The following is a 15,617-nucleotide window of genomic DNA, read 5'->3' on the forward strand; positions in this document are numbered from 1 at the left end:
CGGTCAGCGCCCTAGATAGACGTCGATGACGTCCTGATTTGATGTCACGTGGTCCAGGGACCCCTCGGCCAGAACCGATCCTTCATGCAGGACGGTGACCTTGCAGTTCAGGCGGCGGACGAATTCCATATCATGTTCTACGACCACAACGGCGCGGGTCTTGGCGGCTTGAACCAGCAGATCAGTTGTGTGCTCGCGCTCCTGCGGGGTCATCCCGGCGGCAGGCTCGTCAACCAGCAGAAGGCGCGGTTCCTGCGCCAGCAGCATCCCGATCTCGAGCCATTGTTTCTGCCCGTGGCTCAGCTCACCCGACTTGCGATCAAGTTCGTCCTTCAGGCCGATCTCATCGGCCAGTTCCTCGACCTCCTCCAGATCGTCCGCTGAGGGCCGATAGAATAGGACACCCAACCAACCGCGTTTGTTTTTGAGGGCCATCAGCAGGTTTTCTCTAACGCTTTGGTCCTCGAACACGGTGGGTTTCTGGAATTTCCGGCCAACCCCGGCCTGCGCAATTTTCGCTTCGCTCATCCGCAGCAGTGAGACGGATTTTTCCCCCCAGATCACACGGCCTTCGTCTGGCCGCGTCTTGCCGGTGACGATGTCCATGAAGGTCGTCTTTCCAGCCCCGTTCGGGCCGATCACGGCGCGCAGTTCGGCCTCGCCGATCTGGAAGGACAGGTTGTTGATTGCGCGGAACCCGTCGAAGGTAACCGAAACGCCGCTAACCTCTAGCAGAGTGCTCATTCCGTTGCCTCCTTTTCGCGTAGGGCGCTGTCGTCGGGGCCAAGCGGCGCACCGTGGCGCTGCGGCGCACGGCGGTTGGTCCAGAGGTCGAACAGGCCACCGATACCCTTTGGTGCGAACAGAGTTACCAGTACGAAGGAGATGCCCAGCAGCACCTGCCACCAGTCGACCCATTTGATCGTGTAGAACCCAAGTGGGATATCAGGGGCCTGTCCGCCGGTGAACCATGTGCTGAGCAGGCTGACGAAAGCCGCCCCGATCACCGCACCATACAGGCGACCACGCCCACCAATGGCGACCCAAACGGCCAGATAGATCGAAGCGATGGGGGCCATCTCTTCGGGGTTGATGATCCCAGCTTGAGGGTAGTAGAGCGCGCCCGCGATGGCGGCGATACAGGCGGTCAGGGTGAACACGGCCAGTTTGTAGACCTCGACAGAATAGCCAAGGAATCGCACCCGCGCCTCATTATCTCGGATGCCACGGATGACCGACCCGAACTTGCCCGACACAACCCACGCCGCGAGTATATAGCCCAAGCCAAGGGCCAGCGCCGAGGCCCAAAGGAACCAGATCGACACCACGTCCTGCGAGGCGGTCACACCCGGCAGGTTCTGCAAGCCAGACAGGCCGTTATTGCCGCGCAATCCGCTGTCGTTCTGGAACAGGTAGAGGGCCAACGCCAGCGTCATGGCTTGGGTCAGGATCGACAGGTACACGCCCGTCACCCGGCTGCGGAAGGCCAGCCAGCCGAAGATCAGCGCCAGAAGTCCGGGCACCAAAACGACCAGTATCAGTTGCAGGGTCAGACTATGGGAAAAGGCCCAGATCAGCGGAAAATCCGATGATCCGACCACGCCAAAAATCTGTGTACCGATGGCGTCCACAACCTCGGACGGGGTAGGGGGGATTTCGGCTTGTGACAGAGACTCGACCACGATCAGGCGCGTGCGTTCGTACATCAGCCACATGCCGATCATGTAGCCTCCTAGCCCGAAGAAGGCGAAATGGCCCAGCGAGAGGATGCCGGTAAAGCCCCAGACCAGATCCATCGCCACGGCAATCAGGCACAGGCACAGGGTCTTGCCCAACGTCTTGACGAAACTGGTTGAGATCACGCCGATCCCGAACCCTTCGGACAGGACGGTCACGCCCAATGTGAACAGGGACAGGATGGCCAGAAAGACAAGTACGGAGGGGTTCTTGGCGACAAAGCTGCGTTCCATGGCTCAATCCCCCGCCGCGCGGCCTTTGAGGGCGATGATGCCCCGTGGCCGGAACTGGATGAAAATGATGATGAAGATGATCATGTAGGTCTGCGCCGCGAGGGTGTTCGACGGGTTCATCCACTCGATGCCCTTTTGCAGGAAGCCAATCATGCCTGCGCCCGCCAGCGCGCCCCAGATGTTGCCGACCCCGCCGACAACCACGGTCATGAAGCTTTGCACGATATAGTCGCTGCCCAGATCAGACGTGACCTTGGCGAACAGACCAATCGCAACCCCGGCGATCCCTGCGATGCCGGAACCAAGCCCGAAGGTCAGCATATTCACCCGCCCCGGATTGATCCCCATCGACCCCGCCATGCGTGGGTTCTGAGTCACCGCGCGCATTTCTAGCCCCAGCCGGGTGCGCTTCATGATGTAAAGGAAAAGTCCCAGAAAGATCAGCGCCAGAACGAAGATCGCGATACGGATATAGCTGATCGAGACCACATCGTTCAGCACCCACGCCCCGTCCAGCCAGCCGGGCGCGGTCAGCGGTCGGGCCTGCGTACCAAAGATGTTCTTGGCCAGCTGTTGGAGGGCAATCGAGATGCCGAACGTCGCCAGCAGCGTCTCCAACGGGCGCGAATAGAGCCAGCGGATCACCAACCGCTCCATCGCGACGCCCATGGCGAAGGTGACCGCGAAGGCCATGGGGATGGCGACGATGATTGAGAGCGTATGGTCGGGGATGAACTGCTGCACGACGTAGCCGGTGTAGGCGCCCATCATGATGAACTCACCGTGGGCCATGTTGATCACACCCATCACGCCAAAGGTGATAGCCAGACCGATGGCAGCGAGGAAATAGATCGACGCCAATGAGATTGCGTCCAGTGTCAGGTCGAGGGTCTGGTTCAAACCGACCTTCAGCTCGATCTGTTCCAGCGCCTTTTCGGCTGCGGTTGTGATTTCGGGTGAGGGTTCGGCATAGGTCTCAAAGAAGACATGCGTTTCCAACGCAGAATCGATGTCGGCCTCGGTGATCAAAGCAGGCACGAGGCCGGCTTCGGCTAAAACAGCGTAAGCCTGAGCACGCGTGGTGTCAGAGTTCAGCTGCGCGACAGGAATGCCCCCCACGCGGCCTCCGTCGATATTGGCGGCCAGTGCGGCGCGTATGTCGTCGGGCGATGTGCGCGGTGCGGCAAGTTCATTGGCAACCAACAGATCATATGCCTCGCCCCTCGTCAGGGCTTCTGATCCGGGATCTAGAATGGCGGCGATATTCGCATCAGAGGGCAGATCTGTGCCCGTATGTCGATTCGTCACGACCAAAGGGTTCAGAGCCGCGCGGACGTCCACCCCCAGATCGTCGGACATGTCTTCAATCGCAGCCACACGTGCTGCGGTATCTTCGTCGTAGCCGATGGTCAGCAACCGCTCGAGACGTTGCTTCTGCGCTTTCAGATCGGCATCGGGCTCGTCCTCAATCGAGGCGCGCAGCGGCACCAGCAGAGCGCCTTCGGGATCGCGTTGAATAGAAGTCAAAGCTGCCAGACGTTTTGCCCGGTCCGGGTCGGTCAGTTGGAACTGGACCAAAGCTGTTCCAATCATCGCGCGGATGCCGCTATTGGGTTTCAACTGCTTCAGGTCGGATTTCTCGAACGTTCCAACGACCTCTCCGGTGTCGAAATCGGTCAGCTCATACGAGCGGCCCTCGGCCTTTTTACCTGCAAAGAACAGGCCGTCCGACTTGCGCATCCACACGTCTTTGGCGGCCCATGTCTCAAGCATCACCTGCGCTTGCGGTAGACCGCTGCTGGCAATCGCATCAATCGCCGGTTTGATCGTCTTGCGCGAGCTTTTGGTGATGATTTCCTGATGCTCTTGCAGGATCGGTTGCAAACCGCTCTCTTGCGCATTGGCCGTTAGGCAGGCGCATAGGATTGCGAGACCCGCAAGGAATAGTCGTAACATGTGGTGAAACCCGAGGTGTCTTTAGGGCAAGGCGGGCGATGATACCCGCCTTGCGAGAAGGTTAGTAGTTCGACAGGGTCTGAACGCAGGTTTTGGTCTCGGTGTTGTACATACCGCAACCCAGGTCTTTCCAATCCGAGATCAGAACCGCCGATTCTGGCAGGAAGTCGGTCCATGCATCACCTGGAACGACGTCTGTTTCGCTGATGATATCGAACTGGCCATCTTCCTGAATCTCACCGATCAGAACCGGCTTGGCCAGGTGGTGGTTCGGCAGCATTACGGCAGTGCCACCTGTCAGATTCGGGAATTCCTGCCCGTACATGGCCGAGCGGACAGCGTCGACCTCGGTCGAGCCCGCCTCGGTCGCGGCGTTCACCCACATGTTGAAGCCGATGTAATGCGCCTCCATCGGGTCGTTGGTCACGCGGTCTTCACCCATGGTGGCTTTCCACGTCTCAACGAATTCGGCGTTCACGTCGGTATCTGCCGACTGGAAGTAGTTCCACGCGGCCAGGTGGCCGACCAGGTTGGTGGTATCCAGACCCGAGAGTTCTTCCTCACCGACTGAGAAGGCTACGACCGGGATGTCATCCGCCGAAACGCCCGCGGCCGCCAGCTCCTTGTAGAAGCCAATGTTTGCATCGCCATTGATGGTCGAGATCACGCCGACCTTCTTACCATCCGCACCCAGCGCAACAACGTCCGCCACGATCTTGGACCAGTCAGAGTGACCAAAGGGGGTGTAGTTGACGAAGATATCCTCGTCCGCGATGCCTTTACCCTTCAGATAGCTTTCCAGAATATTGTTGGTGGTCCTGGGGTAGACATAGTCTGTGCCGAGCAGAGCGAATTTCTCGACCCCCAGTTCCTCCAGAAAATAGTCGGTCGCAGGGATTGCCTGCTGGTTTGGTGCGGCACCGGTGTAGAATACGTTTTTCGAGGATTCTTCGCCCTCATACTGAACCGGATAGAACAGCAGGCCGTTCAGTTCTTCGATCACGGGCAGAACCGATTTCCGGCTGACCGAGGTCCAGTTGCCAAAGATCACATCCACCTCATGTACGGTCAGCAGCTCGCGCGCTTTTTCAGCAAATAGCGGCCAGTCCGAGGCCGGGTCGACTACGACCGCTTCAAGCTGCTTGCCCAGCAGGCCGCCCTTGGCGTTTTGCTGGTCGATCAGCATCAGCATCGTGTCTTTCAGCGTGGTTTCCGAGATTGCCATCGTGCCGGACAGCGAATGCAGCACGCCAACCTTGATCGTGTCTTCAGCCGACAGTGCAGCGGTGGCCATGGCAGCAAATACCAGTGATCCGGCGAGCGTGGATTTGAGCGATTTCATGTAATCCTCCTGGGCGGGGCCGGGAGAGAGGGCTTGCACAAAGGCGCGTTTCTCTTCTACCTGATCCCCGCAACTGTTGTTGCGTTATCGTGTGGCGGTTGTTTTCGAGGTCCAATTCGCGCAGCCGTCACACACCCTTCGAGATGTTTCCCCCGACGAGCACCCATACGGTTTCTGCATCGCGGCAATCTTGGCAAGCTGTCGGTCAGGCAAATGCAAAAATCAGCCGCATCTGATTAATTTTTAATCCATTGTCTTGGTGTGTGCCAAAAATTTGGTCATCTGCATCGGTTTTGTGTTCGATTACGACACCCGAGAATGGTTTTCCGCCATCCGAGACCCGAAACACAGGGCATGAACTGACGCCTCGGGGGTGACCAATTACGCAACTTGCCCATATAACGCCCATCACGGACAAAACCCCTCCCCGTGCCAAGGGGGCCGTGTCGATCAGCACCAAGCCTTTGGGAAAGCGGTCTGTTCTGGACGTTTTCCGCCAATCTGGTTCCTTTAAGTGCCTGTTCCCACGTGCTGAATCGCGCGCGTTGGATGCGGTTCTGCTGAACACAGCCGGCGGCGTCACCGGTGGGGATGCGTTACGGTTCTCCGGAACAGCTGGTGAAGGTACTACGCTGACGATGACGACGCAGGCCTGTGAGCGCGCCTACAAGGCGCAGCCCGGCCCCTATGGTCAGGTCGTCAATCACCTGACCGTCGCGCCCGGTGCTCGCATGAACTGGATGCCGCAAGAGACAATCCTGTTCAACGGCAGTGCTCTGGATCGTCGACTATTGGTCGAAATGGAGCCGGACGCGACTCTGCTGATGGTCGAGCCTTTAGTCTTTGGGCGCGCGGCGATGGGCGAAACCCTGACGGATATCCGTTTGCGGGACCGGATCGAAATTCGGCGCGGTGGAGCCCCTCTGTTCTTGGATACAATGCGATTTTCCGGCGACCTGCACGCCCATCTCGCGAAGCCCCATATCGCAGACGGGGCGGGTGCAATGGCGCTGGTCGTCTTTGCCTGCAGTTCGGCCGAAGGCCAGTTGGACACGGTGCGCCAGATGTTGCCAGAAACGGCAGGTGCAACGCTGATACATGGTGATCTGCTGGTGATCCGGATGTTGGCCGAAAACAGCTTTGCCCTGCGCCGTGAGCTGATGCCGGTTCTGCGGCAACTCAACAACAACACTCTTCCCCGATGCTGGATGATCTGAGATGAACCTGACCCCCCGCGAAAAAGACAAACTGATGGTCGCCATGGCCGCCGAAGTTGCCCGCAAACGCCTTGCCCGAGGGGTCAGGCTGAACCATCCCGAGGCCATCGCCCTGATCACCGACGCTGTGGTCGAAGGTGCGCGCGACGGTCGTTCTGTGGCTGACATGATGCAGGCCGGAGCCGAAGTGATCACCCGGGATCAATGCATGGAGGGCGTGCCCGAGATGATCCACGAGGTTCAAGTCGAAGCCACCTTTCCCGACGGCACCAAGCTTGTGACCGTCCACAACCCCATTCGCTAACAAAGGAACCAAGATATGACCCGTATGCTTTTCCCCGCCCTGATCGTTGCAGGCCCTGCCGCCGCCCACACCGATACGCATATCCATGCGCACGGCATGGACTACGCGACCCTTGGCGTTGGCCTGGCGGTTGTCGCACTGGCCGCAATCGCGCTGATGATAAAGTTGAACAAATGATACCCGGAGAGCTGTTCCCGGCCGAGGGTGAGATCACCCTGAATGCAAGTGCAAAGGCAATCACCCTGATGGTCGCCAATACCGGCGACCGCCCGGTTCAGGTCGGCTCGCACTATCATTTCGCCGAAACCAACCCGGCGCTCGACTTTGACCGTGCAGCGGCACACGGGCTGCGCCTGGACATCGCGCCGGGCACCGCCGTTCGGTTCGAGCCCGGTCAGGCGCGCGAGGTCTCACTGATCCCAATCGGCGGCGCGCGCAAAGTCTATGGGTTCAATCAAAAGGTCATGGGGTCGCTCTGATGCCGGCAACAATCAAACGTTCTGACTATGCCGCCATGTTCGGCCCGACCACCGGCGACAAGCTGCGGCTGGCCGATACCGATCTGGTGATCGAGGTCGAACGCGACCTGACCGCTGAACGTGCGGGCGCTGCCGCTACCGGTGGGACGGGCGATAATGCGCGGCTCTACGGCGAAGAGGTCAAGTTCGGCGGCGGCAAGGTGATCCGCGATGGTATGGGGCAGTCTCAGGCCACGCGCGCCGAGGGGGCCGTGGATACGGTCATCACCAATGCTCTGATCGTCGACCACTCAGGTATCTACAAGGCGGATGTGGGTCTGAAAGACGGGCGCATCGCCAAAATCGGTAAGGCCGGGAACCCCGATACCCAGCCCGGCGTCGATATCATCATCGGCCCCGGCACCGAGGCCATTGCGGGCGAGGGGCGAATCCTGACTGCAGGGGGCTTCGACAGTCACATACACTTCATCTGCCCGCAACAGATTGAGGATGCGTTGCACTCCGGCCTGACCACTATGTTGGGAGGAGGGACGGGCCCTGCGCATGGCACTCTGGCCACCACCTGCACACCGGGCCCATGGCATATCGGGCGTATGTTGCAAGCCGCCGACGCGTTCCCGATGAACCTGGCCTTTGCGGGTAAAGGCAATGCCTCTCTGCCTGCGGCGCTGGAGGAGCAGGTCAACGCAGGCGCTTGCGCTCTGAAACTGCATGAGGATTGGGGCACGACCCCTGCCGCCATCGATTGCTGCCTTTCAGTGGCCGATGCGATGGACGTGCAGGTCATGATCCATACCGATACGCTGAACGAATCCGGCTTTGTCGAGAACACCGTGGGCGCCATGAAAGGCCGCACAATCCATGCCTTCCACACCGAAGGCGCTGGCGGCGGCCACGCCCCCGATATCATCAAGATCTGCGGCGAAAACCACGTTCTGCCATCCTCAACCAACCCCACGCGCCCCTTCACCGTGAACACGGTCGAAGAGCATCTTGATATGCTGATGGTGTGCCACCACCTCGACAAATCCATCCCCGAGGATGTGGCCTTTGCCGAAAGCCGCATCCGGCGTGAGACGATCGCGGCCGAGGACATTCTCCACGACATGGGCGCGTTCAGCATCATCGCTTCGGACAGTCAGGCTATGGGTCGAGTCGGAGAGGTCCTGATCCGTACATGGCAGACCGCTGACAAGATGAAGAAACAACGCGGCCGCCTGCCCGAGGAAACAGGTGACAACGACAACCTGCGGGTCCGTCGCTATATCGCGAAATACACCATCAACCCGGCGATTGCGCATGGCCTGAGTCATCAGATCGGCAGTATCGGGGAAGGCAAACGCGCCGATCTGGTCCTGTGGAACCCGGCTTTCTTCGGGGTGAAGCCCGAGATGGTCTTGTTGGGTGGCACCATTGCCTGTGCGCAGATGGGCGACCCGAATGCCTCGATCCCTACGCCGCAACCGGTCTATAGCCGCCCCATGTTCGGAGCATACGGCCGGTCGGTTGAAAACTCGGCGATCACATTTGTCTCGGAGGCCGCGCAAGCGGGCGGGATCGGTGATACACTGGGACTGGCGAAACAAACCGTCGCCGTGCGCAACACGCGCGATATCGGCAAGCAGGATTTGCTGCTGAATGATGCAACGCCCCAGATCGAGGTTGATCCGGAAACCTATGAGGTCCGAGCCGATGGGGAGTTGCTCACCTGTCAACCTGCCGAAGTGCTGCCGATGGCGCAGCGCTATTTCATGTTCTGATTTGAAAAGGAGGCCACGATGACCACTGCAATCAAAACCGCCCGAATCTATCACGATCACCACCACGATCCGGCGCATGCTCAGGTCTCGCTGGACTATGACGGGCGTTTCCTGCGCCGTAAAATGCTGGCCACAGATGATGGTGAGTCCTTTTTGGTCGATCTGGCGCACACGAAATCCCTCGACCATGGCGGCGTTCTGGTGCTGGAGGATGGGCGCGAGATTGAAATCATCGCTGCCCCGGAAGAGTTGCTGGAAATCAGCGGGGACAATCTGCTGCACCTTGCGTGGCATATTGGTAATCGCCACACCCCCTGTCAGATCGAAGCCGACCGGCTCCTGATACAACGCGATCATGTCATTCGAGATATGCTGCTGAAACTGGGGGCCGAAATCCAAGAGGTCGTTGAACCCTTCACCCCCGAAGGCGGCGCTTATGGTCATGGCAGGACACATGGCCACGCCCACTAACTCCGATATCCTGACCTTGGTGCAGTGGTTGTCCCCGGCCTATCCGGTCGGCGGCTTCGCCTATTCTCATGGGTTGGAGGCCGCGATTGAACTCGGTTCGGTTGCTGGCCCTGAGGACACGGGCGCCTGGGTGTCGGACGTGGTGGAACATGGCTCTGGCTGGAACGATGTGCTTTTTCTGGGGGCGGCTTACATGGCCGAAACCCCGGTCGACTTGACCGACATCGACGCCACAGCCCGCGCGTTCAGCGCCTCATCCGAGCGGTTGATGGAAACCAGTTTGCTCGGACAGGCGTTTGGAGCCGTGACCGGGGATGTCTGGGGCTTGGACTTGCAGCACCTGACCTATCCGGTGGCGGTAGGGCGTGCGGCACGATTGCAGAATTTGCCGTTGCCATTGGTTACTGAGATGTTCCTGCAGGCGTTCCTGAGCAATCTGGTCGCCTGCGCAACGCGCCTTGTGCCCTTGGGTCAAACCGATGCGCAGCGGCTGATACGGGATCTGACACCCCTCTGTGCAACGATTGCCGCAAAGGCGCAGGACGCGGGTCTGGAGGACCTCAGTTCGACGACCTTCCTCCCGGATATCGCGGCAATGAAGCATGAAACACAGTATTCAAGGATTTTCCGAACATGAGCAGTACGAACGGCCCCCTTCGTGTCGGCATCGGAGGCCCCGTCGGCGCGGGCAAAACCACCCTGACTGCCGCGCTTTCTGAGGCGCTACGCGATGTCTGTTCGGTGGGCGTGATCACTAACGACATCTACACGCAGGAGGACGCCGAGGCGCTGATGCGGATGCAGATCCTGCCTCAGGACAGGATCATCGGCGTTGAAACCGGCGGTTGCCCGCATACCGCGATCCGAGAGGACGCCTCGATCAACCTTGCGGCTGTGGCGGAAATGCAGTCGCGCCACCCGGAAATTGACATCGTGCTGATCGAAAGCGGCGGCGACAACCTGTCGGCGACGTTCAGCCCGGAATTGGCGGATGTGACGCTGTATGTGATTGATGTGGCTGCGGGCGAAGAAATCCCGCGCAAGGGTGGGCCCGCGATCACGAAATCGGATCTGTTGATCATCAATAAAACGGATCTCGCGCCACATGTAGGCGCGTCGCTAGAGGTGATGGAAGAAGACGCCACACGCATGCGCAAGGGTCGGCCGTTTTTGTTCGCCTCCTTGCGTCAACGGCAGGGCGTGCCCGAAATCGTCAGCGCACTGGCTGCGATTGGTGGGCTTGAAACGGCCTGAAGGAGAGCAGTCGCCGCAGATCGGTGTGGCGACTGTCATTTCTAATTCGGAGTGGGGCGCTAACTGGATGTTGGCCGGGGTAATCAGGCCCCGACATTTACCACCATCTTGCCGAAATTCTCACCGCGCAGCAGCTGGTTGAGTGCTTCGGGCGCGGCCTCTAGCCCCTCGACCATGTGCTCGCGATATTTGACCGATCCGTCCTGAATCCAACCGGTCATATCCCGGACGAACTCCTTGTAGAGCGACGCCGGGAAGCTGTCGAAGATGATGAAGCCCTGCGCCTTCACTTTCATCCGCAGCAGCGTACCCATGATCGCAGGCCCCATATCCGGACCGTCCGGCAAGCCAGGCAGGTTGTACCACGAGACCACGCCGCAGATCGGGATGCGCGCAAAAGCGTTCAGCAAAGGCAGGACACCGTAAAGCACCTTGCCGCCAACATTTTCGAAGTAGACGTTAATCCCATCCGGGCAGGCGGCCCGCAATTGATCAGCGAAATCGGCAGCTTTGTGGTCGATACAGGCGTCGAAGCCCAGATTTTCCACCACATGCGCACATTTTTCGGCTCCGCCCGCAACGCCCACGACCCTGCACCCTTTGATCTTAGCGATCTGCCCCACGGTTGCTCCGACCGGGCCGGATGCGGCGGCAACGACCACGGTTTCTCCGGGCTTGGGTTCGCCGATCTGTAGCAACCCGGCATAAGCGGTGTAGCCGGGCATACCCAGAATACCTAACGCCCAAGACGGGTTTTGCGGTGCTTTGCCCATGTTTATGACCTCGGTCCCGTCCGAGATCGCATAGTCCTGCCAACCGCTACCAGACAGCACATAGTCACCTGCTTCGAATCCGTCGAGGTTCGAGGTCACAACCTCTCCCACAACCTGTCCAGTCATGACCCCGCCAATCGCCACTGGCTCGGCGTAGGACTTCGCGTCATTCATCCGCCCGCGCATATACGGGTCCAGTGACAAGTAGCAGGTGCGGACCAGCATCTCTCCTGCACCCGCAGTAGGGATATCCCTTGTCTCAAGCCGCAGCGTATTGTCATCGGGTTCCCCTTTGGGGCGTTCGTTCAGAACGATGCGGCGGTTTGTGTCTGCGGTCTGGGGCATGGTCTTCTCTCTCTACTGAGGCTGGTTTGTCGCGCCGGCACGTCACAAGGATCGGGGCGTCGGATTTTGTGATACCGTTCTGTATTTCGGGCGGCGCGTCAATCTTTTCACACCTTTGTGCCGCAGGGTTTGCTCAGCAAAACAGCAGGGTTGAAGATTGCCGTAGGTTCTACATTTTCCGGCGCGTTTTCCGTTTGACTGCGACGCAAAACAATTTAAGCCTTCGCAAAGAGATAGCCCCCCAAAGCAGACCTTCGCATGCCATCCAGCTTAGAAATACCAGCGACGTTGGGCCGCCGACCCGGGCATCCCTACAGGAAGGCCTATGATTGGTGGCCGCCCCCATCCCCGCGCTGAGATTGAACCCGAATTTCAACTCAACGCGAAAGACTATCATGACAACTCAAACTCTCTCGAAACCGGTTCAGGTTGAACTGGCCGAAACACATGTGCGTATCACTTGGCCCGACCATATGACCGGGGATTTCCCATTCATCTGGCTACGCGAAAACGACCCCGCTGGGTTCCACCCACAGACGCAGGAGCGCCTGACCGACCTCACCGCCATTGCGCTCGATATCAAACCCGTGCAGGCCTTCCAGTCCGACAACAGCCTGCATGTTGTTTGGGCCAAAGATCAGGCGCCCACCGGTTTTGATCTGGACAGGCTGCGCGATCGCCGCCCGGGGCAACCTGCTTTCGATCCGGCCGATACCGGTTTTGTCACATGGCGGGCCGAACTTTCGCCCGCCGGTATTCCCCGCGCGAACGCCGATGGGGTGCTGACACAAGACAGTGCTTTGAAGGACTGGCTGATCGCCGCGCGTCAATACGGGCTGAGCATCGTGGACCATCTGGCCGACAGCACCGAGGCTGGCATGGATGTCGCGCGCCGGATCGGCTTTTTGCGCGAGACCAATTTTGGACTGACCTTCGAGGTCAAATCCAAACCCAACCCGAATAACCTAGCCTACACGCCAGTTGCGCTGCCGCTGCACACCGACCTGACCAATCAGGAACTGCCTCCGGGGTTCCAGTTCCTGCATTGTCTCGCCAATGAGGCTGAGGGCGGTGAGTCGCTGTTCTGTGATGGCTATGCGGTGGCAGAGGACCTGAAACTGGAAGATCCCGATGCCTTTGACGCCCTGTGCGACACCTCGATCCCGTTCCGGTTCCATGATGGAGAAACGGATATCCGCTCGCGCAAACGGGTCATCACCTGCGATGAAAACGGCGACGTGATAGAGATCTGCTTCAACGCGCATCTGGCGGATTTCCTTGATATCGAGCCCGCTCTGATGCCGCGCTACTACCGCGCCTATCAGAAGTTCATGGCGATGACGCGCGACCCCAAATACCTGCTTCAGCTCAAGCTGAAGGGGGGCGAAATGGTGGTCTTTGACAACCGTCGTGTACTGCATGGGCGGTCGTCCTTCGATCCCAATACAGGCCACCGTCACCTGCACGGCTGCTATGTGGACCGTGGTGAATTCGAAAGTCGCCTACGCGTTCTGTCGCGTTAAGCGACTGACATAAGAGCAGCGCCGTCTTGGGGCGGCGCTGTCCCTCTACACCCTGTTGCGGAAGGCCGTGGGGGTCTGCCCGAACTCGGCCTTGAAAGCACGGGTCATCGCGCTGGCGTTCTCGTAGCCCGACCGGCTGGCGATCTCGGCGATGGATTGCTCGGTCTCTTCAGTCAGCCTGCGCGCAAGGTTCAGACGCAACCGACGATAGAGCGATTGCGGTGTAGTTTTCAGGTCCGCCTGAACGCGCATTTCCAGCCGTTTCTGAGTGCAGCCCGCTTTGCGCGCGACCTGCGTGATCGACAGCGGTGTTTCAAGGTTTGCTTGCATGATGGCCAGGGCGCGATTCACCAGAGTGTCTTCGGTTTGCATCGGTAAGGCATAGTGGTCGCTCCGGCCACGGCTCATAAACAGATGGGCGACCTCCATCGACAACAGCGGGCCGTGATCCGTGCGGATAAGCGCCAGTGCAAGATCAAACGCCGCCATCGCCCCGGAACAGGTCAGACGAGCGCCATCAATGACATAACGCTCTTGTACGACGTCCACGGCTGGAAAGGCTTCTTCAAATCGGGAAAGCTCATCCCAGTGAATGGTCGCGCGCTGCCCATCCAACAACCCGGCCTGCGCCATCAACCAGCTGCCGGTATCCAGCCCGGCCACCTGTTCGTGCCTTTTTGCAGCCGCCAACAGGGCGCGTAGGGTACGGGGCGTGCCCAATTGCAAGAACCCGTAGGAGGGCATCACGACCAGAACATCCCCTTTGTGGTCGGTCAAGGCGACATCCGGCGTCACCGCAAGCCCGCTGGAGCTGTGGACGGGTTCTCCGTCAACGGAACAGAACCGCCACTCATACAAAGACTGCCGGGACAGAGTGTTGGCCGCCCGCAGAGGCTCGACCATGTTGGCGAGGCAGTGGTTCGAGAATCCATCGAACAGCAGAATGTTAAATCTGTGACTCAAAATTTTACCAACTTTGCATGATATATGGCGAAAACTGCATGCCGTGACCATGAGGAATCTCGTTTCCTGCGTCAATCACCTATCCAAGGATATCGCGCCATGCAGTTTGGTCTCACCGAAGAACAGGACATGATCGTCTCGACAGTCCGCAGCTTTGTCGAAAACGAAATCTACCCGCATGAAGCCGAGGTCGAACGCACCGGTCAGGTGCCCCATGAGCTGGGCCAAGAGATCAAACAGAAATGCATCGACCTAGGCTTTTATGCCTGCAACTTCCCCGAAGAGGTTGGCGGCGCAGGCCTTTCACATCTCGATTTTACGCTGGTCGAACGCGAGCTGGGTCGTGGATCGATGGCTCTGACTCATTTCTTTGGCCGCCCGCAAAACATCCTGATGGCTTGCAACGATGAACAGCGCGAACACTATCTACTGCCTGCAGTGCGCGGCGAAAGGATGGATGCGCTGGCGATGACCGAACCGGATGCGGGGTCGGACGTGCGCGGGATGAAGTGTCAGGCTGTGAAGGATGGGGGCGATTGGGTCATCAACGGCTCCAAACACTTCATTTCGGGCGCGGAACACGCGGATTTCTTCATCGTCTTCATTGCGACCGGCGTGGATGAAACACCAAAAGGGCCCAAAAAGCGGATCACAACCTTCCTGGTGGATCGCGGCACGCCCGGGTTTGAGGTGCGCGAGGGGTATAACTCGGTCAGTCACAAGGGCTACAAAAACTACATCCTCTACTTCGACAATTGTCGCCTGCCTGACGCGCAGGTTCTGGGCGAGGTCGATGGTGGTTTCGCTGTCATGAACGAGTGGCTCTACGCGACTCGTCTGACGGTTGCGGCCTTCTCGGTTGGTCGGGCGCGGCGCTGTTTCGACTATGCACTGAACTATGCTGCCGAGCGCAAGCAGTTCGGCCAGCCCATCGGTAAATTCCAGGGCATTGGGTTCCAGATCGCCGATATGATCACCGAGATTGATGCCGCAGACTGGCTGACGCTGTCGGCTGCCTGGCGCCTGGACAAAAACCTGCCTTCGAACCGCGAGATCGCCTCGGCCAAGCTTTATGCCTCGGAAATGCTGGCGCGTGTCACCGACGCGACGTTGCAAATCTATGGCGGTATGGGCCTGATGGACGACTTTCCGATCGAACGCTTCTGGCGTGACGCGCGGGTCGAGCGGATCTGGGATGGCACCAGCGAAATCCAGCGTCACATCATCAGCCGTGATCTTCTGCGTCCGTTGGGCGCCTGA

The 15,617-nt window shown here is 59.2% G+C and carries 16 protein-coding genes; 10 read left to right on the forward strand and 6 right to left on the reverse strand.

Annotated features, from left to right (window positions below; genetic code table 11):
* Positions 1-3 precede the first annotated feature (3 nt).
* From urtD to urtA, 4 genes are all read right to left on the reverse strand, one after another.
* Positions 4-744: an urea ABC transporter ATP-binding protein UrtD gene (urtD, locus tag ACR0IP_RS12700; protein ID WP_170378541.1), complete on the reverse strand. Its 741-nt coding sequence runs from the start codon at positions 742-744 to the stop codon at positions 4-6.
* Positions 741-1,970 carry an urea ABC transporter permease subunit UrtC gene (urtC, locus tag ACR0IP_RS12705; protein WP_170378539.1) on the reverse strand — a complete coding sequence of 410 codons (1,230 nt, stop codon included), beginning with the start codon at positions 1,968-1,970 and terminating at the stop codon, positions 741-743. Before urtC ends, urtD begins: the two co-directional genes overlap by 4 nt.
* Before the next feature lie 3 nt (positions 1,971-1,973).
* On the reverse strand, positions 1,974-3,926 hold the full coding sequence (gene urtB / locus ACR0IP_RS12710) for an urea ABC transporter permease subunit UrtB (protein ID WP_170378537.1): 1,953 nt from the start codon (positions 3,924-3,926) through the stop codon (positions 1,974-1,976).
* Positions 3,927-3,987: 61 nt separating this feature from the next.
* Positions 3,988-5,268: an urea ABC transporter substrate-binding protein gene (gene urtA / locus ACR0IP_RS12715; protein WP_480525914.1), complete on the reverse strand. Its 1,281-nt coding sequence runs from the start codon at positions 5,266-5,268 to the stop codon at positions 3,988-3,990.
* Positions 5,269-5,711: 443 nt separating this feature from the next.
* Between urtA and ACR0IP_RS12720 the strand changes: the two genes are divergently transcribed.
* The 8 genes from ACR0IP_RS12720 to ureG are packed head-to-tail and all read left to right on the forward strand — an operon-like array spanning position 5,712 to position 10,753.
* Complete coding sequence (locus ACR0IP_RS12720) at positions 5,712-6,485, forward strand: urease accessory protein UreD (protein WP_480525916.1); 774 nt, start codon at positions 5,712-5,714, stop codon at positions 6,483-6,485.
* A 1-nt stretch (position 6,486) separates the two neighbouring features.
* The gene (locus ACR0IP_RS12725) at positions 6,487-6,789 is read left to right on the forward strand and encodes an urease subunit gamma (RefSeq protein ID WP_170378531.1); all 303 of its coding nucleotides are present in this window, start codon (positions 6,487-6,489) and stop codon (positions 6,787-6,789) included.
* Between the two features lie 15 nt (positions 6,790-6,804).
* Positions 6,805-6,966, forward strand: a complete 162-nt coding sequence (locus ACR0IP_RS12730) for a hypothetical protein (protein ID WP_170666682.1) — start codon at positions 6,805-6,807, stop codon at positions 6,964-6,966.
* Positions 6,963-7,268: an urease subunit beta gene (locus ACR0IP_RS12735; RefSeq protein WP_170643278.1), complete on the forward strand. Its 306-nt coding sequence runs from the start codon at positions 6,963-6,965 to the stop codon at positions 7,266-7,268. The genes ACR0IP_RS12730 and ACR0IP_RS12735 overlap by 4 nt, the downstream gene beginning before the upstream one ends.
* Positions 7,268-9,028 carry an urease subunit alpha gene (gene ureC / locus ACR0IP_RS12740; protein ID WP_480525919.1) on the forward strand — a complete coding sequence of 587 codons (1,761 nt, stop codon included), beginning with the start codon at positions 7,268-7,270 and terminating at the stop codon, positions 9,026-9,028. Before ACR0IP_RS12735 ends, ureC begins: the two co-directional genes overlap by 1 nt.
* Before the next feature lie 18 nt (positions 9,029-9,046).
* Complete coding sequence (ureE, locus tag ACR0IP_RS12745) at positions 9,047-9,499, forward strand: urease accessory protein UreE (protein WP_170378524.1); 453 nt, start codon at positions 9,047-9,049, stop codon at positions 9,497-9,499.
* Positions 9,483-10,136 (forward strand): urease accessory UreF family protein, encoded by a 654-nt coding sequence (locus tag ACR0IP_RS12750; protein ID WP_170378522.1) that lies wholly within the window; start codon positions 9,483-9,485, stop codon positions 10,134-10,136. Before ureE ends, ACR0IP_RS12750 begins: the two co-directional genes overlap by 17 nt.
* Positions 10,133-10,753 carry an urease accessory protein UreG gene (gene ureG / locus ACR0IP_RS12755; protein WP_170378520.1) on the forward strand — a complete coding sequence of 207 codons (621 nt, stop codon included), beginning with the start codon at positions 10,133-10,135 and terminating at the stop codon, positions 10,751-10,753. Before ACR0IP_RS12750 ends, ureG begins: the two co-directional genes overlap by 4 nt.
* An 83-nt stretch (positions 10,754-10,836) precedes the next feature.
* On the opposite strand, the gene ACR0IP_RS12760 is transcribed toward ureG, so the two are convergent.
* A complete protein-coding gene (locus ACR0IP_RS12760) occupies positions 10,837-11,871 on the reverse strand; it encodes an MDR family NADP-dependent oxidoreductase (protein ID WP_170378518.1) in 1,035 nt (344 codons plus the stop codon).
* A gap of 395 nt (positions 11,872-12,266) precedes the next feature.
* Here ACR0IP_RS12760 and ACR0IP_RS12765 point away from each other — a divergent pair, with 395 nt between their 5' ends.
* Positions 12,267-13,394: a TauD/TfdA family dioxygenase gene (locus ACR0IP_RS12765; RefSeq protein WP_480525921.1), complete on the forward strand. Its 1,128-nt coding sequence runs from the start codon at positions 12,267-12,269 to the stop codon at positions 13,392-13,394.
* A gap of 45 nt (positions 13,395-13,439) precedes the next feature.
* Here the strand turns inward: ACR0IP_RS12765 and ACR0IP_RS12770 are convergent, their stop codons facing one another.
* A complete protein-coding gene (locus tag ACR0IP_RS12770; protein ID WP_480525923.1) occupies positions 13,440-14,357 on the reverse strand; it encodes a GlxA family transcriptional regulator in 918 nt (305 codons plus the stop codon).
* 99 nt (positions 14,358-14,456) lie between these two features.
* Between ACR0IP_RS12770 and ACR0IP_RS12775 the strand changes: the two genes are divergently transcribed.
* The gene (locus tag ACR0IP_RS12775; protein WP_170659030.1) at positions 14,457-15,617 is read left to right on the forward strand and encodes an acyl-CoA dehydrogenase family protein; all 1,161 of its coding nucleotides are present in this window, start codon (positions 14,457-14,459) and stop codon (positions 15,615-15,617) included.

It is taken from the genome of Ruegeria sp. AL11, from assembly GCF_056540865.1.